This is a genomic window from Leptospira gomenensis, from assembly GCF_004770155.1.
GTDB lineage: Bacteria > Spirochaetota > Leptospiria > Leptospirales > Leptospiraceae > Leptospira > Leptospira gomenensis.
This window is the reverse complement of the sequence record NZ_RQFA01000037.1, coordinates 32,877-54,219: the sequence shown is the minus strand read 5'-3', so window position 1 is coordinate 54,219 and position 21,343 is coordinate 32,877. Positions and strand designations below refer to the sequence as shown.

At 47.7% G+C, this 21,343-nt stretch carries 22 protein-coding genes and 1 pseudogene; 16 read left to right on the top strand and 7 right to left on the bottom strand.

All coding sequences use genetic code 11. The features are described from left to right. Positions 1-13 precede the first annotated feature (13 nt). A complete protein-coding gene (locus EHQ17_RS08645) occupies positions 14-385 on the top strand; it encodes a hypothetical protein (RefSeq protein WP_135595367.1) in 372 nt (123 codons plus the stop codon). A 22-nt stretch (positions 386-407) separates the two neighbouring features. On the opposite strand, the pseudogene EHQ17_RS08640 reads toward EHQ17_RS08645, so the two are convergent. Then, positions 408-940, bottom strand: a pseudogene (locus tag EHQ17_RS08640) (hypothetical protein). Between EHQ17_RS08640 and EHQ17_RS08635 the strand changes: the two are divergent. The 3 genes from EHQ17_RS08635 to EHQ17_RS08625 all read left to right on the top strand — a co-directional run bounded on the left by EHQ17_RS08635 (position 930) and on the right by EHQ17_RS08625 (position 5,662). Continuing rightward, positions 930-2,165, top strand: coding sequence for an alpha/beta fold hydrolase (locus EHQ17_RS08635; protein ID WP_135595369.1), 1,236 nt, complete (start codon positions 930-932; stop codon positions 2,163-2,165). The pseudogene EHQ17_RS08640 and the gene EHQ17_RS08635 sit on opposite strands and share 11 nt — an antisense overlap. Positions 2,166-2,376: 211 nt before the next feature. After that, positions 2,377-4,236, top strand: coding sequence for a SpoIIE family protein phosphatase (locus EHQ17_RS08630; protein ID WP_135736173.1), 1,860 nt, complete (start codon positions 2,377-2,379; stop codon positions 4,234-4,236). Between the two features lie 46 nt (positions 4,237-4,282). Continuing rightward, entirely contained in the window at positions 4,283-5,662 is a 1,380-nt protein-coding gene (locus EHQ17_RS08625) for an ammonium transporter (RefSeq protein ID WP_135591085.1), read from the top strand. 467 nt (positions 5,663-6,129) lie between these two features. On the opposite strand, the gene EHQ17_RS08620 is transcribed toward EHQ17_RS08625, so the two are convergent. Further along, entirely contained in the window at positions 6,130-6,786 is a 657-nt protein-coding gene (locus EHQ17_RS08620; protein WP_135591083.1) for an aldo-keto reductase family protein, read from the bottom strand. 217 nt (positions 6,787-7,003) lie between these two features. Between EHQ17_RS08620 and EHQ17_RS08615 the strand changes: the two genes are divergently transcribed. Next, positions 7,004-7,675: an LIC11874 family lipoprotein gene (locus EHQ17_RS08615; protein ID WP_135591082.1), complete on the top strand. Its 672-nt coding sequence runs from the start codon at positions 7,004-7,006 to the stop codon at positions 7,673-7,675. Between the two features lie 8 nt (positions 7,676-7,683). Next, positions 7,684-8,946, top strand: coding sequence for a glycosyltransferase family 39 protein (locus tag EHQ17_RS08610; RefSeq protein ID WP_135591080.1), 1,263 nt, complete (start codon positions 7,684-7,686; stop codon positions 8,944-8,946). Positions 8,947-8,987: 41 nt separating this feature from the next. On the opposite strand, the gene EHQ17_RS08605 is transcribed toward EHQ17_RS08610, so the two are convergent. The 3 genes from EHQ17_RS08605 to EHQ17_RS08595 are packed head-to-tail and all read right to left on the bottom strand — an operon-like array spanning position 8,988 to position 10,432. Beyond that, positions 8,988-9,416 (bottom strand): acyl-CoA thioesterase, encoded by a 429-nt coding sequence (locus tag EHQ17_RS08605; protein WP_135591079.1) that lies wholly within the window; start codon positions 9,414-9,416, stop codon positions 8,988-8,990. 12 nt (positions 9,417-9,428) lie between these two features. Further along, the gene (locus tag EHQ17_RS08600) at positions 9,429-10,178 is read right to left on the bottom strand and encodes a menaquinone biosynthetic enzyme MqnA/MqnD family protein (protein ID WP_135591077.1); all 750 of its coding nucleotides are present in this window, start codon (positions 10,176-10,178) and stop codon (positions 9,429-9,431) included. Further along, positions 10,175-10,432 carry a putative signal transducing protein gene (locus tag EHQ17_RS08595; protein ID WP_342776113.1) on the bottom strand — a complete coding sequence of 86 codons (258 nt, stop codon included), beginning with the start codon at positions 10,430-10,432 and terminating at the stop codon, positions 10,175-10,177. The genes EHQ17_RS08600 and EHQ17_RS08595 overlap by 4 nt, the downstream gene beginning before the upstream one ends. Positions 10,433-10,517: 85 nt before the next feature. Here EHQ17_RS08595 and EHQ17_RS08590 point away from each other — a divergent pair, with 85 nt between their 5' ends. Together EHQ17_RS08590 and EHQ17_RS08585 are read left to right on the top strand one after the other, a co-directional pair. Continuing rightward, positions 10,518-10,775 (top strand): STAS domain-containing protein, encoded by a 258-nt coding sequence (locus EHQ17_RS08590; RefSeq protein WP_246057472.1) that lies wholly within the window; start codon positions 10,518-10,520, stop codon positions 10,773-10,775. Positions 10,776-10,787: 12 nt separating this feature from the next. Further along, complete coding sequence (locus EHQ17_RS08585) at positions 10,788-11,657, top strand: CheR family methyltransferase (RefSeq protein WP_135591073.1); 870 nt, start codon at positions 10,788-10,790, stop codon at positions 11,655-11,657. Between the two features lie 99 nt (positions 11,658-11,756). Here EHQ17_RS08585 and EHQ17_RS08580 read toward each other — a convergent pair whose 3' ends face one another. Beyond that, positions 11,757-12,284 (bottom strand): HIT family protein, encoded by a 528-nt coding sequence (locus tag EHQ17_RS08580; RefSeq protein WP_135591071.1) that lies wholly within the window; start codon positions 12,282-12,284, stop codon positions 11,757-11,759. 227 nt (positions 12,285-12,511) lie between these two features. On the opposite strand from EHQ17_RS08580, the gene rsmH reads away from it, so the two are divergent. Genes rsmH through murC form a run of 7 tightly spaced genes read left to right on the top strand, consistent with a single transcriptional unit; the run spans position 12,512 to position 20,106 of the window. Continuing rightward, positions 12,512-13,471: a 16S rRNA (cytosine(1402)-N(4))-methyltransferase RsmH gene (gene rsmH, locus EHQ17_RS08575; protein ID WP_135591069.1), complete on the top strand. Its 960-nt coding sequence runs from the start codon at positions 12,512-12,514 to the stop codon at positions 13,469-13,471. Between the two features lie 3 nt (positions 13,472-13,474). Continuing rightward, positions 13,475-13,837: a hypothetical protein gene (locus tag EHQ17_RS08570; RefSeq protein ID WP_135591067.1), complete on the top strand. Its 363-nt coding sequence runs from the start codon at positions 13,475-13,477 to the stop codon at positions 13,835-13,837. Further along, positions 13,806-15,305, top strand: coding sequence for a UDP-N-acetylmuramoyl-L-alanyl-D-glutamate--2,6-diaminopimelate ligase (locus tag EHQ17_RS08565; protein ID WP_135591065.1), 1,500 nt, complete (start codon positions 13,806-13,808; stop codon positions 15,303-15,305). The genes EHQ17_RS08570 and EHQ17_RS08565 overlap by 32 nt, the downstream gene beginning before the upstream one ends. Positions 15,306-15,364: 59 nt before the next feature. After that, positions 15,365-16,477, top strand: coding sequence for a phospho-N-acetylmuramoyl-pentapeptide-transferase (gene mraY / locus EHQ17_RS08560; RefSeq protein ID WP_135591063.1), 1,113 nt, complete (start codon positions 15,365-15,367; stop codon positions 16,475-16,477). Further along, positions 16,474-17,628, top strand: a complete 1,155-nt coding sequence (locus EHQ17_RS08555; RefSeq protein WP_135591061.1) for an FtsW/RodA/SpoVE family cell cycle protein — start codon at positions 16,474-16,476, stop codon at positions 17,626-17,628. Before mraY ends, EHQ17_RS08555 begins: the two co-directional genes overlap by 4 nt. After that, positions 17,625-18,707, top strand: a complete 1,083-nt coding sequence (locus EHQ17_RS08550; RefSeq protein WP_135591059.1) for a UDP-N-acetylglucosamine--N-acetylmuramyl-(pentapeptide) pyrophosphoryl-undecaprenol N-acetylglucosamine transferase — start codon at positions 17,625-17,627, stop codon at positions 18,705-18,707. Before EHQ17_RS08555 ends, EHQ17_RS08550 begins: the two co-directional genes overlap by 4 nt. A 1-nt stretch (position 18,708) precedes the next feature. Next, on the top strand, positions 18,709-20,106 hold the full coding sequence (murC, locus tag EHQ17_RS08545; RefSeq protein ID WP_135591057.1) for a UDP-N-acetylmuramate--L-alanine ligase: 1,398 nt from the start codon (positions 18,709-18,711) through the stop codon (positions 20,104-20,106). Positions 20,107-20,112: 6 nt separating this feature from the next. Here the strand turns inward: murC and EHQ17_RS08540 are convergent, their stop codons facing one another. Continuing rightward, entirely contained in the window at positions 20,113-20,931 is an 819-nt protein-coding gene (locus EHQ17_RS08540) for a thioredoxin family protein (RefSeq protein WP_135591054.1), read from the bottom strand. A 132-nt stretch (positions 20,932-21,063) separates the two neighbouring features. On the opposite strand from EHQ17_RS08540, the gene hisE reads away from it, so the two are divergent. Next, complete coding sequence (gene hisE / locus EHQ17_RS08535; protein ID WP_135591052.1) at positions 21,064-21,342, top strand: phosphoribosyl-ATP diphosphatase; 279 nt, start codon at positions 21,064-21,066, stop codon at positions 21,340-21,342. Position 21,343 lies beyond the last annotated feature (1 nt).

Here is a 21,343-nt window from a genome sequence, read left to right as displayed (position 1 = left end):
ATACGATAAACGTATGTTCGATTTTATATTCAAAAAATTGAATCTGTTTCGAAAGCCTGAGGACGAATTTGTCGTCACCCTTACGGATGAATTCGTTAGAGTGGAACATCCGAAACGAAAAACGGAAGAGATCCTTTGGAAGGAGATCGACGAGATTCGACTGATCAACACGGACGCCGGTCCTTTCCAACCGGATATCTGGTTGGTTTTGATCGGCGAGAACGGAGGTTGTTCGATTCCGAACGGTTCCGAAGGTTATTCTCGGGTCTACGATATCGTCTCGGAATACGATAACTTCGACTTTATGAACGTTATCCTATCGATGTCCACCGCAGAAAATCGGGAATTTCAACTCTGGAAAAGGCAAGGATCGGCATCGCGTTAGACGAAACCGTCACGGGAAACCGTTATGCGAAACGAATCGAGCTGATCACCGTCGTCAAATCGCGGACCAGCGCGGAGGGAGGAATTTCGTCTCCGTTGTAGGTAAGCAGGATCATCCGTTTTCCGTTTGCGATCATATACACCATCCAAAACCGATCCTCTTTCCGGAATTCGCAGGCCATGATTCTGCTGCCTTCCTCGTTTTCAAAGGAAGCGACCTTGTCCTCTTCGAAGTCGATCTCGTGGGTTTTCAGATATCGGCGCAGTTCTTCGTGCAGATCGTAGCTGCCCGCCTTGTTTTCGAAGGCGTACACCTGCAAAGCGCCGCTTCCGTTCTCTTCGAAAAAAGCGGGGATCCCTTCGATGACCATATGGACCCAATGCGAGGGAACGACCATCGAATACCAGCCGTTGGGGGAGTTGTAGAGTTTGAATTCCGGTTGCGACATCCGTATGCCTGGATTCTACCAGATTTCCGTTTTGGAATTTTCGGGCAAGCAGCTTCTAATCCTTGACATTTCCCGATTTCGTTTATTTTTATCGTTGTGATCGCCATTCTTAAGAATCGTAGAAGTCCTTTCTACTTAGCGACTACGTTTCTCATTCTTCTTTTGTTTGCGCTGTTTGCATCGACCCTCGCGTTCATCTTTTCGGGCGTTCTGATTTTGATTCTTCTGATTCACCCACTTCTTCTGAATTGGATCGGGAAATTGTACGGACAAGAAGACATCGCGGACGAGGTTTACTTCGCCAAGACCAAAGACGGTTGGAATCTCGCGCTACATCGTCATATTCCGCCCCAGCCCGATCCTCGCCTGGCTCCGGTTTTAGTGGTCCACGGAATCGCCACGAATAAATTCGTCGTGGATCTTGATAAACGACATTCCCTTCCGTATTATCTCAAGTTGCGGGGATACGACGTTTTCGCGGTTTCCCTGCGCGGATGCGGTCGTTCGTATCACGATAGTCCCACCCGTTACGAGGATTTCACCTTCGACGACATCGTGAAATACGACGTTCCGGCTATGATCGATAAGGTGAAACGGATCGCGAATTCGGATCGTGTTTCCTACGTCGGACATTCCATGGGTGCGATGATCGTATATTCGCATTTTTGCATGCAGGAAGCGGAGGACGTCAAGGATATCGCCGCCTTTGTTTCGTTAGGCGGTCCGGGCAATCTGAATCATATCGGAATCACCCTCATCGGCCTTCTTTCCAGATTTCCCCGGGCGAGGAAAATGTTGGATCTGAAATTCGGCGCTTCCATTCTTGCTCCCCTTGCGGGAGAGTTGTATACTCCCGTGGACGAGATTCTCTACAACCCTAAGGTGACTTCTCCTAAAACCGTGAAGAAGATCATGAAAAACGCGATCGAAAACATCGCGGACGGTGTGACCGAGCAGTTTATGCGTTGGATCGAAACCAAACGGATGGTTTCCCTAAACGGTTTTTTCGATTACGAAAAACTCCAACAAAAGATCACCGCCCCTTCCTTGTTTATCGCAGGCGAGAAAGACGTCATCGCCACTCCGGATTCGGTGCGTTCTGTTTTCGAACGCGCCGGTTCCAAAAAGAAGGAATTCAGAATCGTTTCCAAGGCGAGCGGTTCTTCCGACGACTACGGTCACGCTTGTCTTGTGATGGGCGACCGAGCAGAAGACGACGTGTTCCAATACGTGGAATCCTTTCTTAGAAAACACGGGACTCGTTCTTCGGTCGGAGTTTTGGGGAAACTGGGCGAGGGAATCCGCCGTTTTTTTTCGAAACGGCGCCGGTGATTTGCCGGTTAAAATTGCCTGTTTCTTAAAAGAACTGAATTATGTCATGCCTAAAAAATAAGCGATTTATAAATGTAGGTCGCGAAATTCTTCTTTATTTCTAAAAAAACAACAGATTTTTCCTCGTTTTCTATACTGGTACGCTTTTTGCAGATACTTCTGTAAACAGAAGCGAATTCAAGGATTCCATTCTTTCCTTGGAGTGCGGTATATGATAGATATAAAATTTGGACAACGCAAGGTCGTAAGTTTCCGGGGAAGTCACAAGGTCGTAGGAGGACTTACGGAAAAGAATAAGATCGATATTCTTCTTTATATCAGTAAGGAATTTTCCTCCGTGGATAAACACGAGGAACTTTACGATTCCGTAATTAACATTTGCAAAGATATTTTCGAATGCGACAATACGACCCTTCGTATCTGGAAGGACGGTCTTTTGGTGCCGGTTCGTTATCTTTTGGAGACGACTCCTCCCCGCAGAAGCGTCACCGAAAACGAAGGATATTCCGGTCACACGTTTAAGACGAAACATTCCCTTTTGGTGCAGAACCTCGCGTATCATCCCGAATACGTGGACGAGGGAGAATCCACGCTCTCCGTTATGTGCGTTCCCATTCTTTACAAGGACGAAGTGCTCGGAACGATCGCCGTGGAATCCGAACACAGTTTTTTTTACATCGAAGACGACGTGGAAATTTTGGAGGCGCTCGCGGCGCAACTGGCGCTCGCTTTGACCACGGTCCGTCTGATCGAGGGTCTTGTGGAGGCGAACCACAGAGAAGCGGCGGTTCTAAAACAACTCGAGTTCGATATGAAGATGGGGCGTAACGTTCAGAGTCAGATCATCGATACGAATATCGCCCCTTGGAACGGAATCCACTTCGGAACATACTACGAACCGATGACCGAAGTTTCGGGGGATTACTTCGACGTTGTGCGTCACGGGAACGCGGTTACCGTCATCATAGCCGACGTTTCCGGTCACGGTATTCCTGCGGCTCTCGTCACCATGTCCATCCATTATCAATTTAGAAGATGTACTTCGTTGGGGCTCGGGCTGACGGAAACGCTCGCGGAACTCGGCGAATCCATCCGTCCTCAACTTCCGGACGGAACGTATTTCACAGCGTTCATTTTGAGAATCTACGGAGACTACTCGTATTCCTACGTAAACGGAGCGCATCAGAAGTTGATTCATTTTCGCAACGACACAGGCGAGATCGACGAGTTGGATTCTCACGGTGTTCCTATGGGAATTTTCGAAGTCGGCAGAAGCAACTTCGAAGAGAAACACGGCCGCATCCATCCGGGAGACATTCTCATTCTCACTTCCGACGGAATCGTGGAACAGAAAAATCCGGAACGACAAGAGCTCGGAAATGCCCGCTTTTTGGAATGGGTCCGTCAGGAAAAACAAACTCTCGAAGAACAAAGGGATCGTATCTACGTCGGAGATCTCGTCGATTCGTTGATCTCGCGTTTCAAACGTTATAAGGGAACGGCTAAAAACGGAGACGATATTTCGATCCTGGCTCTTCAGTGTAATCCTCTTTTAAACAAGGCCAAGTCGATGATGAACGTTGCCAAAACCGCGGCTCGGGAAAAGAACGATTCGCTCGCTTACGACAAAGCGTTGGACGTTTATTCTTTGGACGATTCGATCAAGGACAGTCTGCTTCTTCTCGGAAGAATGTATTACCGCGACAGGAACTTTCCCAAGGCGATCCAGTTTTTGGATAAGTTCGTCAAAACTTCCGGAGAAGATTCGGCTTACATCCATTATCTGATCGGTAGAGCTTATTACGAAACGGATAACGTGACCGAGGCGAAACGTTCGCTCAAACGTTCTCTCGCGATCGATCACACGTATTCCAAGGCTAGTCTTCGTTTGGCGAGGTGTTATCTCAAAGAGAATCAAAGCCCGAAGGCGATCAAGGTGCTTCAACAGGGAATTAAAAGCGCTCCTACGAACGAATACCTTAAAATCTCTCTGAAAAAGTTGGAGGACTTGATGTATAACAAAAAGGAGGATTCCTCCCTTTCCGACGAAGAGGAGAAACTCGCCGTCTGATTTTAGTTTGGAATGATTTAAATAATAAAGGAGATTAAGTTATACTATGCGTTGGTGTTTTATCCTAATTCTTTCGCTGGCCGCTTCGGGAATTTTTGCCCAAGAAACCCCCGTCGTGGAAACGACTTCACCCGTCTCGGATCCGGCTATAACAGCCGTTAGTACCGAACTTTCTACGTTACGATCGGAGATCAATTGGCTTTGGACTTGTATCGCGGCGTTTATGGTCTTTTTTATGCAGGCGGGTTTCGCATACGTGGAAGCCGGTTTTACGCGCGCGAAAAACGTTGTGAATATTCTGATGAAGAACTTCATCGACTTCTGTCTGGGATCCGTCTTTTTTTGGCTCGTAGGTTTTTCGGTGATGTTCGGTCCTCAGTTGTTTCCCGGTTTCGGAATCGGGGTTCCCGGATTTGCGGATTCATTGATCGTTAAGGACGGAACTCCGGATAAGTGGGGATTCGCGTTCTTCCTGTTTCAAATGGTTTTTGCGGGAACCGCGGCGACGATCGTTTCGGGGGCGATGGCGGAACGGACCAAGTTCGTTTCTTACATTATCTTTTCCGTTGTGATCACCGCTTTCGTTTATCCAGTATTCGGAAGTTTGGCTTGGGCCGGTCTTTGGGGTTTGGGCAAAGGTTTTTTGGAACAACAAGGGTTTATCGATTTCGCAGGTTCCACCGTGGTTCATTCGGTAGGCGGTTGGGCCGGTCTTGCAGGAGCTTTGATTTTAGGGCCGAGGATCGGTAAGTATCAAGACGGAAAACTTTTTCCTATCTTAGGACACAACATGTCCATGGCTGCGTTAGGCGTCTTTATTCTTTGGTTCGGTTGGTTCGGATTCAATCCCGGTTCCACCACTTCGGTCAACGGCGGAAACTTCGCGGTCATCGCGGTTACGACCAACATGGCTGCGGTCTCGGGCGCACTGGCTTCGATGATCGTGACTTGGATCATGTTTAAAAAGCCGGATATCGGTCTTTCGTTAAACGGCGCTTTGGCGGGACTCGTCGCGATCACTTCTCCTTGTGCGAACGTAAGTATTTCCTCCGCTTTGATCATCGGTTTCGTTGCGGGGATCCTCGTGGTGTTGAGCGTTTTGTTCTTCGATCGGATTCATATCGACGATCCCGTCGGTGCCGTTTCGGTTCACGGAGTTTGCGGCGCTTGGGGAACTCTCGCGGCGGGTTTGTTCGCGCAAGAGGCGTTCGGCGGAGTGAACGGTCTTTTTTTCGGAGGAGATTGGAGCGTCGTTTTTACCCAGCTTTCCGGAATCGGAATCGCGTTTGTTTGGTCGTTCGGTGTTAGTTCGATTATCTTTTTGGTTCTGAAATACACGCTGGGTCTGCGCGTTTCCGAAGAGGAAGAAATTACCGGTTTGGATATTTTGGAACACGGAAACGAGGCGTATCCGATTTCGAAGTAGGGCACGAGACGGATCTTCCGGTGTTTTTGGGGGAGTTCCCGCACAGTTTGAATAGCAAAGGAACTTCCCGGTTTCCCACAAGAAAGGCAGGAGTTCCCGCACAGTTTGGATTTCGAAGCAAATGTTGCCTTAGTCCGGTGGAGAACCGTGGAGTTCCCGCAAATTGTTCCGCAAGCGACACGTAGGGCTTGGTCCGGATTGCACGGAACTTGTTCGTTTCCCGGAAGAAATCATTCTTGGGGGATCGTCTTTCGGACCGAGCGGGAATCCGCGAGCCCGGAGTCGGCGCGGTCCGCGAAGGTATAGTTCGGGGAGTTCCTACAATCTCTGTGAAATTTTCCCTTCGCGGATGCGGCCCGCACCGTTTTTGTGAGAGTTCCCGCAGTCCGAGTTGTACGGTCCGTTCGCGCGTTGAGGAGTTCCCACGTTTCTCGCTGGGACGGAGGATCGAAGCGGTGACGGGTTTCCTAAGAATGAATCGGGCTTTTCCAAAGACGAACGACGGACGAGCAGGAACATTTCACAAAAAATTCTTTCCAACGAGGAAACCAAATCTCTCGGTAGAGCGTTTGATTCCAATCCTCCCGATCCGTCGCCTTTACGGTACAACGCAACGAATAGTTGCACCCGGGCGGACATTCTTTCGGATTCCATTCGTGGAAGGAATTCCTCCGATAGGTTTTGGAAATAGAAAGGATGAAATCGTCCGTTTCAGCGATCGCCCATTCGTTCGCGTCTTCAAAGTCAAAGTCAAAGGAGAACGTTCGGAATATCTCTTCGATCTTTGCGCAGAATTGTTTCAGAGAAATTTTAGAATGTAGATAGTAATGATCGATACATTGAATTCCGACATGGGTTTCCAATGACCTAAGAAGTTTTTGCCATTCTATCAGTCGAATTCCAGTCTTGTCTTCCTTCGATTCGGTAAAACTGGTTCGCAGATTACAATCGGTTTCCCGTCGAGGATTGAATGGCATATATTCGAGTTTGATTTCCACTTCTTCGGACTGGATTACGGCGACGTTTTCGAGAATTTGTACGACCGTTCCTTTCGTTGTAAGGACGATCTGTTCGCAGATTTCGTTCCAAGAAAGCGACGTGCGAAGCGATTGAACGTATTGCATGGATTCGATTCTTTTCTAAAATCCTGAACATTTCGGAGAAGGCGTCGAGAAATAAATCGCCTCCGATTTCCGAACGTTTTCAAAAACGGATTCATCTTTGAAAACGAATCGGACTCGGCAGACGATCTTTCTTTTGTGCAAAAGGCTCGGGAAAGACCCCGGAAGGACGGCTTTGGATTTACGTTGACGGAATCCTTTTTCGTCCCAGATTTGATGCATGAGCCTCGTTTCCGGCCGAATTTCCAAAGTTTTTCTTTTTACGATCGTCGCGTTTTGCCTCACCAACTGTTTCGATTACGAAGAAACCGTGACGATCAATCACGATTTTTCCGGGACTCTCGAGGTTTCCTACGTAGTTCCGACCCGTCGGAATTCCGACGAATCCCTAATCAAATTTCTACCTACCAGAAAGGACGAGATTTTGGGTCGGCTGAACAAGGGCTTTTTTTCCAAAAACGTTTCACTTAAAGATTATACGTTTCAAAAGATCGTAACACCGGAAACGGATCCGGGTTTATTTCGGGAAAAGGCGAAAGTGTATTATAAGGTGGAATTTCAGGATCTTTCGCAAATCGAAGACGCGATGTTGGGAAAGGTGCAGGTTCGAAAAAAAGGAAATACGATCTACGTCAAACGCGAAATCCCTTCGATCAGCCGGGCGCCGGAAACCCTAAAAAAAGACGGAGAAAAAAAGATCTATTCGGAAACGCTCCGTCTCCTACGAACCAGTTCCATACTCTTTAAGGTGAATTTTCCGATCGCGTCCGTATGCAGATCCAACCGAGGCGACGTCAATTTAGGCAAACTCAGTTACCGGCTGCCCTTGGCCGAAACCATAGAAAAAACCGGAAATAATTCCTGGGATTATAGAATCACCGTCATCTACTAACCACTGTTATGCGCTCAACGACGTCGGCGTCTTTCTGGATTTTTCTGCTCGTATTTTTCGTCGATCTCGTGCTTCCCATCAGCCCCGTCTCCGATACGATCTGGAACGTTCCGACTACGGTCAGCATACTCAAGACCGGAAATTTTGATCTGGACGAATATCCGGATCTCGTCGCAGAAAGATCCGGTTATGCGATCCGTAACTCCCGCGGACATCTGTACAATTATTTTCCAGTAGGAGTTTCCATATTAGCGATTCCTCAAGTGTTTTTGTTGATGCAGATCAACGGCACCAGGGAAATCCTCCGTCATCTTCCCGAGGCCGAACGATTTATAGCAGCGGGTTGGATCGCTCTCTCGGTATCGTTTTTGTATCGAGCGCTTCGCGGAAGATATGGGCGAAAAACCGCTTTGATGTTCTCGCTTTTATTCGCGTTTTGTACGCCCGTTTTATCGACTGCGGGAAGGGCGCTTTGGCAACAAACGGGAGTTTTGCTCGTCAATTCTATCCTACTAAGAATATTTACCGGGGAACTCCGCTCGAAGAAGGATTACTTTCTCCTCGGTGCGTTATGCGGCTTTGCCTTGTGGATCCGTCCGACGAGCGTACTAGTTTCCGTCTGTTTGTTTTTCGGAGTACTAAAAACCAGGCCGAAGGATTCGTTACGGCTTCTACTCGCTGCGATTCCGTTTTTACTCGTATTTTTAATGTTCAACTGGAGTTTATACGATTCCGTGTTGCCGCCGTATTACCGGGAGGACGGAGAAAGAATTTTCACGTTATCCACCTTTGGGGAGGCGTTTTTAGGTCATTGGATCAGTCCTTCCAGAGGCTTGTTTATATGGTCTCCATTTTTGATCCTTTCGTTTTTCGGAATGTTCTCCGCCGTAAGAGATAATGGACCGGTCTTCGCGGTCCTTTCGTTATCGATTCTTTTGCACGTAATCGTGATTTCCGGTTTCGATTCCTGGTGGGGCGGACATTCGGTAGGTCCCCGTCTATGGACGGAAACGATCCCTTTTTGGATCTGGTTTGCGGCGAGGGGTTACGAGGATTATTTTTCCTCGTTTCGGACTTCGATTCCGTTACGAAGAATCTGGATTATACTTTGTATCCTGAGTCTGACCGTCCATTTGCGCGCATCGGTCGATCCCGGTCCTTCTCTCTGGAATCGTCATCCCAAGGACGTGGATACGGATCCTAGCCGGGTCTGGGATTGGAAGGATCCGCAGTTTCTCCGGGGCGATCATAGTATTCGACTATTCTTATAAAGAATTTCCTAATATTCTAACGGATCTGAAACCGTCCGATCTCAACCTTCGTTTAAACCGAGGTTTTGCGCCAATTCCCGAGGAACCCGTTTGAGTCCGCCTCCCCGGATTTCCACACAAGCGTAAACGAGCGAAGCGGAACAGAGGGCGGTGTTTTCCCGATAAATCGCGAGGTCCCAAAAAATCTTCACACCCGAAAAGGATCCACGTACGAAAACCTCGACCGTATCGTCGAAACGGGCGGGCGACTTAAAATCGATAGAACAATGGACGACGTGGAAATCGAGTCCCAGTTTTTCGGACGATTCCCCGTAAGGAAGACCGTGTGCGCGGAAGTATTCCGTGATTCCCACGTCGAAATACGTCAGATAATTGGCGTTAAATACGATTCCCTGTGCGTCGCATTCCGCGTAACGCACCCGAAACGAATAAGAAAAATCGAATTCTTCCTTTTTTAAAACCGCTCCCATATATTCTCCGAATCAAAGAATATTCAATTTTTTGCATTTATCGCCGAATAAGACGAAACCCTTTTTGTCCTCTTCGGTCACTTTGTAATGAAGTTCCTGCGTGAGATAACTTCGAACCAGTTCGTTCGGAAGACGGGACTCGTGGGAAACGATCTCTTCGATATGGGAAAGACCGTATTGCAAAGAAGCGACAAACAGGGATTCCTCCAAAAGAAGCGGCTTTTTGCTGGCCCACAAAGCGAAGATGAACCCGAAACCGGTGAGCCTGTGCCACCACTCCGCAAGATCGAGCACTTCGTAGTCGTTCGGATTCCACTTCGCCAAAAGCGCGTTGTCACCGAAGAGCATATGCGATCCGATTCCCTTGGCGATCCGATCTTGGATGAGCGCCGAATCGGTGGGAATCACCTCGGGAACACTTCCGCTTTCTTCGTGAATCAGAACGCGAACCAAGGACACGCTCGTTTTGGATCCGTTGTCCGTTAGGATCAACCGGGGAGGAAACTCTTCCCGTTTGTTCTTAAAAAACAGAATGGACCGAACCTTGTCGGCCGCACAAACCCCGGTGCTTTCGTACGAATTCAAAAGTTCCGCGTTACGGATACATTCGATCGAAGAAATTAAACCGACATCGATCATTCCGTTTATTAGATAATCCTTTAATACCGCCGGGTTTTCGGGAACTATTTCGTGGTTTTCGTCCGTTTCAAAACCCCAAGTAAGAGGTCGTGCGTTTAAATGTTTTACGATTCCTATTTTCAACGATTTTCTCTTTCCAAGAATTCCTTAAGGGCTGGGTAATCCCTTTCCGTCATGAACAACACCGCGATATGATTTCCCGCAGGAACGGCGGCTCCTTCCAAAAAGAACAACTCTTCGCCCAAAACGAAGTACGGTATTTCGTTCGCGTCCAGAAAGGATCGGACTAAGGCAAGCAAAAGACGATCCGAGGTTTCGAATTTTGCGGAGAATTCCTCTTCCTCCTCTTCTTCCCTTTTGTCGAACGGTTCCATCATCGATTTCAGAAATATAACGGTTGAATTCCATTTTTTATACCGTCTAATTTTTTCAATGGTTTTCAACGAGAAAGTCTACGTATCCATGAAACTAAAAGACTTCGCAATGGATCACGATGAGTTCAGGAATTATCTGAACTCGCATCTGGAAAAAAATCCTTCCTGCGTCGTCCTGGATTTTGCGGAAGTGGAAGCCGTGACCTCCGTCGCCCTCGGCGTCCTTGTGGGCTTCTCCAATCGCCTTCGCGCTCTCGGAATCGAACTTGAATCCGTAAACGTTTCCGATCGTCTAAAACAAATCCTTCGACTTGTATCTCTTGACAGAGCTTTCGGTCCTTTATAAAACAACCCTAATATGTCGGACCTACAATCCAGTTTAAACGCCATTTCGGACGAGGAGTTTCAATTCATCAAATCCTTAATGTATAAGGAAACGGGAATCTTTCTCGCCGACCATAAAAAGATCATGGTTCAATCCCGGTTAAACGGAAGGGCGAGGAATTTCGGCCTCAAATCCGTTTCGGAATACATAGGAAAACTGCGGAAAGACCGGGAGTTTTTCGAGGCCGAACTCACCGAACTCATCAACCGAATCACCACGAATAAAACCGATTTTTATCGGGAGAACCATCATTTCGATTTTTTAAAGGGGACTTTTTTCCCCTCCGTGGAGGAAAAGGCGGCTAAAACCGGAAAAAAGACGCTGCGCATATGGTCTAGCGCGTGTTCGACGGGAGAGGAGCCGTACACCATCGCGATCACCTGTCTCGAATACTTCGGACTCAAACCTGGTTGGGACATAAAAATCTACGCCTCCGATATCGATACGAACGTGATCAATACCGCCAGGGAAGGACAATATCGGGAAGAACGTCTGTCGCCGGTGGAGGAAAAACTCAAAACCAGATATTTTCTCAAACAAAAGGACGAGCGGGGTGAAATCCAATATCTCGCCAAACCGGAACTCAAGGCTTTGATCGATTTCAGAAAGGTCAATCTTTTGGAGACTCCTTATCCGATTCCGGATAAGATGGATTGTATCTTTTGTAGAAACGTGATCATCTATTTCGACAAACCCACCCAGAAAAAAATATTCGAAAATTTCGAACGGGTTCTAAAGGATCGAGGGCTTTTGATCATCGGCCATTCCGAAACCCTCTTCGGAATTTCCGAAAGTTATAAGTTTTTGGGACATACGATCTACCAAAAAAAGCCCGTCGTATAACGGGCGTTTGTTGATTCAAAGTGCGCTTTCCTTGTCCCGGGATCGTTTCCGGTCGTTGCTCGTATAAGCCGGTCCGGCGTAGAACCGACCGTTGTACGATTACGAACCGGAAAATTCGTTCCAGATACGTATCCATTCCTTCTGCATTTCATAAGGTTCGTATATTACAATTCTAGAATTCGCTAATACGTCCAAAAAACCTGCCTCGTTGGGAAACCGGGGTACGATATGTTGGTGTATGTGCGGAATGGAGCCGCCCGAGTTTTTACCCAGGTTGTATCCCAGATTGAATCCTTGTACGTTCCAGAGTTTTTTCAGGATGGAAATCGCTTTGCCGGTTCCTCGGTGGATTTCCAGGGCTTCTTCGTCGGAAAGTTCCTCGTAGGAAAGAACGTGACGTTTCGGGAAAATGATGAGATGTCCCGGGTTATAAGGGTATAAGTTCACCGAGACGACGGTATGTTCCGTTTCGGAAACCGTTAGATTGGGAACCTCCGGATCTTTTCTACAAATTCCGCAGAGGATACAATCCACGTCGGGGCGTTTGCCTCTGGCATATTCCAATTTGTGAATGGAAAATAAGTTTTTTCTGGGTTCTTCCCAAGGATCCGGATCCGGTTTTTCCATATCCCTAAATTATTTTTCGAACGCCGAATGTCAAAGGATTCGCGGGAACCTTCCGAAAAACGAAAACCGTTCGAGTTCCTTTCGAAAACGAAAAAACGGAAACGTAGGCTTTTGTCCTTCGAAATCCGACCGAAGGATTTAATCCGCTCCATCGGGCCGGAGTCGATGCGCGGGAATCGGCGGAATCTCCTTGCCGCTCGGAAACTTAGTAAAACAATGGAGAGAGTTTGGAACCGGTTCACTATTCAGTCCAAGGCAACGATATCCTTAGGATCTTTCGGGAGAATTTTTCGAAAGACGACCCGGTTTTGTTTTTGGACGGAACAGCCGGAGAAGGCGGACACAGTTTTCTTTTCTTAAACGAGTTTCCCCGCTCCAAGGTGATTCTTTGCGATCGTGATCCGGTCATGTTGCAGAGGGCTTGCGCACGTCTCGCCCGGTTTCAGGATCGTGTGATTCCGATCGAAACCAACTTCTCTAAGATAAACGCTGATTTGTTAAACGAACACGGGATCGCGGAGGCACCGCAGGGGATTCTTCTCGATTTGGGAATCTCCACGTTTCATCTTTTTCATTCCGGAAGGGGATTCAGCTTTCGCGAAGCGGAACCGTTGGACATGAGACTTTCCGAGGACGGCGGTCCGAGTGCCGCGGAGGTTCTTAATCTTTATCCAAAGGATCGTCTTCTTCATATCTTTTACACGTACGGAGAGGAACGTTGGTCCAAAAAGATCGTCGAAACGATTTTGGAGCGCAGAAAAAAAAATCCGTTTTCAACGGCTTCCGATCTCGCCGATCTGATTTCTAAAATCATCCCCCGCAAGTTTTGGCCTCCGGGAAGACATCCCGCGACTCGGATCTTTCAAGCGCTTCGTATCGAAGTCAATCAGGAACTGGCGCACGTGGAAACGGGAGTAAATACGCTTCTCGAATTACTCCGGATCGGCGGGGTGATGCAGGTCATATCCTTTCATTCTTTGGAGGATCGTATCGTTAAGAATTTATTTCGAGATTACGCCAAACAAAACGGCTTCGAACTCCTCACGAAAAAACCGATTCTACCTTCCGAAGAGGAGACGACGGAGAATCCTGCGTCCCGTTCCGCAAAATTACGCGTACTCAGAAAGACAAAATCGGTCGATAAGAAATATGGAAAACGAGAGTTCGAAGAAGAAGAGGAAGAATAGAACATGTCCGCGTTGTCCGATTTATTTCGCAGTCCCGTTTGGAGGGATTTGGGAATTTTGTTTTTCCACCTAGGCAAGGTGGTTCTTTTTTTAAGTCTTTTTTTTCTCTACGTTTGGCAGAACGTTCAGGTCGCGAGGTTGAACCGGGAGATAGGAATCGCCACGGGAGAAAAGATCAAACAGATCAAAAAGAACGACGATTTAAAGATCGGAGTCGCGACCTACACTTCCGCGAGAAGGATCGAAACCTTATACCGCAAAACGTACAACTATCTTCCCATCACCGTCGGAGACAGGATCATAACGTTGAATCTTCCTCCCGAAAAAAACGACAATGAAAACGAACCTAACCAAACTTCTCCGTGAATTTCCTGAACTCAAACCGGTACGGGTTTCGGATAACGTATCTCTTGATTCCGTAGAAATCGATTACGTCCGATCCGATTCGAGACAGACGAACGTAAACGACCTATTCTGCGTTCCGGAATCTTCCTCTTCCAGAAAACAAGAATTTATTTCCAATGCGAAAGCCTCAGTAATACTTCTCAAGTCCGGGTCCGACGTTCTCGTTCCTGAATCCAAAACGGTTCTGGAATACGGAGACGACCCGGAACGGATCCAAGGACCGATCGCCTCTTTTTTATCCGGCCATCCTTCCCGGGAAATGGAGATCGTCGCGGTCACAGGCACCAACGGCAAAACGTCCTTAACGAATATCTTATATTCCCTCGCCAAAGACCAGGGAAAACGTTGCGGTTTGATCGGTACGATCGGCGTGAAGTTCGGAGACAGTCTGATCGATACGGGATATACTACACCCGACGCCTCGTCGTTGAACGAAATTTTAAGGAAGATGAAGGACGAGGGAATAAATCTCGTTTTTATGGAAGCGAGTTCGCACGGTCTTAAACTCGGAAGGATGAACGGAATTTCGATACGCGCGGGAGTGTTCACCAATCTCACCCAGGATCATCTAGACTTTCATCCCGATATGGACGACTACTTCGAAAGTAAATTTCGTCTTTTCGAAATTTTGGATTTTTCCCGCGCTCCGTTCGGGGTTTTGGATCGCGCCTCTGCGGGAGGTTCGGAGATGTTCGATCGTATCCGTAGAGAAATTCCCGAACTAACGATACACGCGTTAGACGGTTCCGCGGATGATTGGAGAACGCATAACGTTTCCCTTTCCCTACAGGGAACTTCGTATTCCGTCTTCAAAGGGAATTTGTCTTTCGGAATCGAAACGAATCTTCTCGGTTCGTTTAACGTGCGTAATACGGCTCTGGCTTTTTTGACTGGCAGGGGACTCGGTTTCGATGAAACGGCAATGTGCGATTCTTTGCGGACAGTTCCCCAGATTCCGGGCCGTTTCCAGATCGTCTACGACAAGGATCGTTCCCGAATGGCCGTCGTGGATTATGCTCACACACCCGACGCATTGGAAAACATCATTCGAAACGTGCGCGACTCCAAACCGAAACAACTGATCACACTTTTCGGATGTGGAGGGGATCGGGATCGCACCAAACGACCGAAGATGGCGCGTATCGCAGAGGAACTTTCGGACGAGGTCATACTGACCTCGGACAACCCGAGGACGGAGGAACCCGAATCGATTTTAGACGAGATTCAAGCGGGTTTTTCCAACGGGTTCCGACCGTTGTTACGCGAAGCGGACCGGGCCAAGGCTATCCTTCGGGGAGTGGAACTTTTGGTCGAAGGCGGATGTCTTCTCGTCGCCGGAAAAGGACACGAGGAATACCAGATCATCGGCAGGGAAAAACGGAGATTCAGCGACGTGGAAGAAGTGCAAAAAGCGTTCGGTATTTTTTAGAATTTTTCCGATACAAAAAAAGGAACATACCGGTTTTTCTAAACGGGGCGGGTTATTTCATGTTTTATTATCTTTACGACTTGTACTTCAATCATCTGGATTCCCTGAGAATCTTCAGTTACGTAACTTTTCGCGCGTTGATGGCGGGTTTGACTTCCATGTTCGTGACGTTCTGGTTCGGAGGAAGAATCATAGATTTTCTCTACGGTCTTAAGTTCCGAGAATCCGTCCGCGACGACGGTCCGAAATCGCACGAAGCGAAAAAAGGAACCCCCACGATGGGAGGGTTGTTGATCATCGGTTCCCTTTTGTTGTCGGTCCTACTCTGGGGAAATTTAAAAAATCCTAATATAGTAATATTGACGGTGTTTGCGATATTATTTTCCGCCCTGGGTTTCGCGGACGATTATATGAAATCGGTCAAAAAGATCAAGGGCGGGATGCGGGCCCGCACTAAGTTCGTACTTTCCATCCTGATTTCGTTCGCGTTTTGTATATTATTTTTTTATCATACAGGTGTCACGCCGGTCGGACATTCCGGAAAAATTCCGTTTGAATTGACGGATTTGTTTTTTCCGTTCGTCAAAGGTCCGGTTTTGGCTTTGGGAATTTTTGCGATCCCGTTTTCGATTCTTGTTATCATCGGTTCTTCGCACGCGGTAAATCTCACCGACGGATTGGACGGACTTGCCACGGGGACGGTCGCGATCGCCGTCGTTACTTTGGGAATCATCGCCTACTTTTCGGGTACGCCGATCGTGGCGAATTATCTGAACATTCCGTATCTACCCGGAGCGCACGAATATTCGGTTTTTTTATCGGCGCTCGCCGGTGCGCTCCTCGGTTTTCTATGGTTTAACGCGCATCCGGCCCAGGTTTTTATGGGCGATACCGGTTCCCTGTTTTTGGGCGCGACCTTGGGAATGATCGTGATCCTTCTGAAAAAGGAGATCCTACTTTTGATTCTCGGAGCGATCTTCGTTTCCGAAGCGTTATCCGTCATTCTACAAGTGGGTTCGTTTAAACTGACGGGAAAACGTATCTTCAAGATGGCGCCTTTACATCATCACTTCGAATTGGGCGGAGTCAAGGAGACGAAAATCGTCATCCGATTTTGGATCATCGCGGTGATCCTTGCGATCATATCCCTTTCCACTTTGAAAATTCAATGATCGATTGGATCGTAAAAAAGTGGAGGGAGGTTTGGCTTCCCGGAAGAAGTTCCTTGGATCCGCTTCTGGTCCTGACCGTTTTCGTACTTCTTTTCACCGGACTTTGTGCGATGTATTCCTCTTCGAGTATCACCGCTTGGAGAGAGTTTAAGGATTCCGAATATTTTCTGAAAAAACAGGCCGTTTGGAGTTGTATCGGGCTTTGTTTTTTCTTTTTTTTCTCGTTGTTTCCGTATCGTAGATTGGAAAAACTCGCTGCTTTCGGGATGATCGCCGCGATCGTACTTTTGATTTTGGTGTTCATCCCCGGAGTGGGGAAATCGGTTTCGACCTATTACGGAAGGAACTTCCATCGATGGATTGCGATCGGTCCGTATCAGCTGCAACCTTCCGAGGTTGCGAAAGTAGCCGTGCTCGTGTATCTCGCTTCCTTGTTTCAAAAACTGAAACTTGAATCTACGCCAGATTACAAAAAGCTAATATTTCCGGCGGCGTTGCTTTTGACCGTGATCGTATTGATTTTGGTCGAACCCGCGTTCGGTACCACGTTGGAAATACTTTTCGTGATTTTAGGATTTATATTTCTGTTCGGTTTCCCCTTCCGCAATCTTTTGATCGCTGGAATCGTTTCGCTCCCGCTCATATACGTTCTTATCGACCGTGTCGGTTATCGTAAGAAAAGGGTGGAAGTTTGGTTGGATCCGTATCGTTACCGTTTCGACGAAGGGCATCAGCTGGTTACATCGTTTCGTGCGTTTTTGGACGGAGGTTGGTTCGGAAATAAACTGGCGGCAGGATACGCGCATCGATATCTAACCTACAGCCACACGGATTTCGTTCTCGCGACCTTCGTAGAGGATTTCGGTTTTATAGGATTTATGGTTTTTATATCCTTGATCCTATTGTTGTTATTCCGCTCTTTTTATCTGATCCAAAAAGTTCAGGATCCGTTCGGTTTTTATCTGGGCGCCGGAATCCTGATCGTCCTAGGAACTCAGTTCATCATCAACATGTTCGTGGTCACCGGAATTTTTCCGATTACCGGAATCAGTCTTCCTTTCGTCAGTTACGGAGGGTCGTCGATCCTCATCGTGTTGATTTCGTTAGGAATTCTTGTCAATATTACCCGAAAGGAAAACTTAGGTCTATGAGATCGATCGTAATCGCGGCCGGCGGAACCGGGGGACATATTTCTCCCGGAGTAGCCTTGGCGGAAGTGTTAACCGATTTGAAAGAGAAAATCGGATTCGAAAACTTATATCTTTTCTCCTTGGAGCGGAACCGGAACAATCCCGATTTGGAACAAGCTCCTTGTCCCGTCCTTTGGCACGATCTTCCGCCGCTTTCCAGTAACATTCTTCTGTTCCCGTTCCGTTATGCGTATCATATACTCAGAACCTTTTATATATTCAAAAAATTGCAAGTAGATGCGGTCGTCGGAATGGGCGGATATTCGACGGTGTCCTCGATACTCTACGGGATTCTATTTAAAAAAAAGATCTACCTTTGCGAACAGAACACCGTTCCCGGAAACGTGAATCGTCTGTTCTTTCGGTTCGCCGATAAGGCGGCTTTCAGTTTTCCGCCTAAGGATTCCAAAATTCCGTGCGATTGGCAGGTGCTCGGAAATCCGCTCCGTAAAAAAACGATCCCAAAGATGTCGCTTAAATTTTCCGAAAAATACGACACGAAAAAGAAAAAGCAGTTCAACGTGCTCGTCATGGGCGGAAGTCAGGGGGCGAGGCAGGTCAACAACATAGTGCTTGGGCTGATGAGCCACGAAGAGATCAACACTCAGTTCCGATTCCGTTTGCTGACTGGAACCGCGTTGTACGAGGAAGTCTCCCAAAAAACGAAAAAGGACAAGGACGCCGAATTGATATCCTACTCGGACAATATGAAGGAACACTACGAATGGGCCAATTTCGTGATCGCCCGTTCCGGCTCCGGGGTCTTGTCCGAATGTGCGGCGTTCGCGCTTCCCATGATCCTGATTCCGTATCCGTTTGCCAAAGACGATCATCAGATGGCAAACGCGAAGTATTTCGAAATGAACGGAGCGGCCATCGTGTTGGATCAGAAGGACGAAGACGAATCACATCTTTTTCGGATATTGGATCAAATGGCGAATAACGTATCTTTGTTAAACGACATGTCCATCAGCTCGCTTCAGTGTTCGCACGTGGACGCGTCCAAAGACACCGCTAAATACTTTTTCTCCCTCGACTGATATGAAAGAGGGGTACGAATCCTATCAGAGGCCGTTCTTTTTAGGAATCGGAGGATCCGGAATGTCTTCTCTCGCCTTTTTGCTTTTGAGCAAGGGGATGAAGGTTTCCGGATACGACGGTAAAATCTCCGATACGGTCTCTAAGTTGATCGAAGACGGGGCGCAGGTCCTCGGAAAAGACGACGTATTAAAAGCCGACGATTACGACCTTGCCGTATATTCGTCCGCAATCAGACTCGATTCGCATCCACTAGTAAAAAAGTTTAAGGACGAGGGGATTCCGCTCCTTCATCGCTCTGCGTTGTTGCACGAAGTCATGTCCGAAAAAAAACAAATTTCCGTCGCGGGTTCGCACGGAAAAACGACGACTACCGCGATGACCGCCTTTCTTCTCGAAAGGTGCGGGGCTTCTCCTTCCGTTATGGTGGGCGGAGAGGTCGCTTTTTTAAACGGAAGAGGCGGGCGTTGGGGGAAGGGTGCTTGGGCGGTTTTCGAATCCGACGAATCGGATGGAACGTTCAACAATCACGACGCTTCGGTAAGAATTCTTACTAACGTGGACGAGGATCATCTCGACTATTATCAGAATCGCACCAATTTGTTAAACGCATTCGCTCGTTATATGGAAAAAGCCCGAGACCGGTTGATCCTCAATCTGGACGACGTCGGTATTCGGGATTCGGTTCTCCTTCTGAAGGATCGATCCAGAATTCTCGGGTTCTCCTCCGCTTCCGACCCGGCTTCGGATCCTTTTCTTTCCTCTCTCGGCCTCGAGGCCTCCCAAATCGTTTCATATACGATCGAGGGTCAAATTCTACGATTTAATTTTCAAAAAAGTGAATATTCGTTTTCTTTAAAGTATCCCGGGGAACATTATCTTAAAAACGCACTCGCCGGAATTCTGGCCGCTTCGGAGGCTGGTTCGAAAACGGAACAGCTTGTTTCGGTCGTAGGGGATTATTCCGGCGTAAGCCGTAGGTTGGAGTATCTGGGGAATCGGGACGGGGTGGAAGTTTACGACGACTACGGTCATCATCCCACCGAAATCAAAGCGGTGATTCGATCTATGGAAGGATTAAAAAAGGACGGAAGGGCGGTTATCCTGTTTCAACCGCACCGTTATACGCGCACACAGAATCTATATCGGGAATTCGCGTCCAGTTTGGATCTTGGAGAAAAAGTTTATCTCCTACCGATTTATTCCGCGGGAGAGAACCCGATGGAAGGAGTGGAAACGGAGATGATCGCCGCAGAAATGCGGACAACTCCGGAGATTCTTCCGAAAAAAATCGAAGAAGGGATTCCGATCCTAAGACGTTCCTTGCGACCTGGGGATAAACTGGTGACGCTCGGCGCGGGGAACGTGCGCGATTGGGGGATTCGATTTTTAGAATATTAAAATATACTAATTTAATGCGTCGATTCTGAGTTGTAGATCCTTTTTTTCTTCCGGGTCGGAAGTCAGTTCCAGCGTTTTGCGGAAATCGTTCTTTGCTTCCTCTTTGCGGCCGAGTTCCTCGTATGCGTTCGCCCTGTAAAATAAGACCGAAGCCACGTCCCCGTTGGGATATTTCTCCAAATACGAGCCGAACGTCTCGACGGCGGCCTTAAAGTTTCCGCTTTCGAGATGGGAAATTCCGAGGTTGTAGAGTGCGTCGTGTTTTTTGTCGGCGTTTTTGGGATCGTTGGATTCTATAACTTTACGGAAATAATTTACGGATTTTGAATATTCTCTCGCTTCGAAGTAATATACGCCAGCTTGAAAATTGGATTTGGTTCCGTTCGGATCCTTGTTTAGCGCTTCCAGATATTCCTTCTCCAGGTTTCTACGGGTATACGCGTTCCGGATCGATCTGAGGATCATCTTCGTGTCGGGCATTCCCGTGATCTTATCGATCAGGCTTCCGTTTTTGTCCAGGAACAGAATCGAAGGGTAACCTTTGATGCCGTATTTTCGTTTCAGGTTCGGGAATGCGTCTCCGTCCAGGGAAAGCGTTACGAATTTGGAGAGTTCGTTTTGAACTTCCTTTGCTGGATAAATTTCGTTCTTTAAGGTTTTGCAATACGCGCACCAATCCGCGTACACGTCGATAAAGATCGGTTTACCGTCCGCCTTTGCTTTTTCAAAGGCGATTTTGACTGACTTTTCCCATCGGATTTCGGCGCTTAAATCAGCGTGAGAAAAACAAAGTATCGATACGAACGCAAAAACAAAATTCTTCATTGTCAATCATAGGACCGCCGGGCGAATCGTTTAGCCAGCGTTTTCTTGTATTCGATCGGTAAAAATACGGTTGTCTCCGAGGAGTCGGTCGGGAAAACTAGGGGCAGATTTACCGAAGGAACCCTCCGATTCATGGAATTTTTGATACAACTGGAAACGATTCTTAAAAAAAGAAAACAGGAGCTTCCTGATAAATCCTACACAGCCGATCTGTTCCGCGGCGGGGTCGATCGAATCCTGAAAAAGGTCGGCGAAGAAGCCGGAGAAGTAATCATAGCGGCTAAAAACGCGGACAAAAAGGAACTTACGCACGAAGCTGCGGATTTGTTGTTTCATCTCCAGGTTCTTCTCGTCGAACAAGGACTTTCCCTGCATGACATCGTGGAAGAATTGCGAAAGCGACATTCCTGAA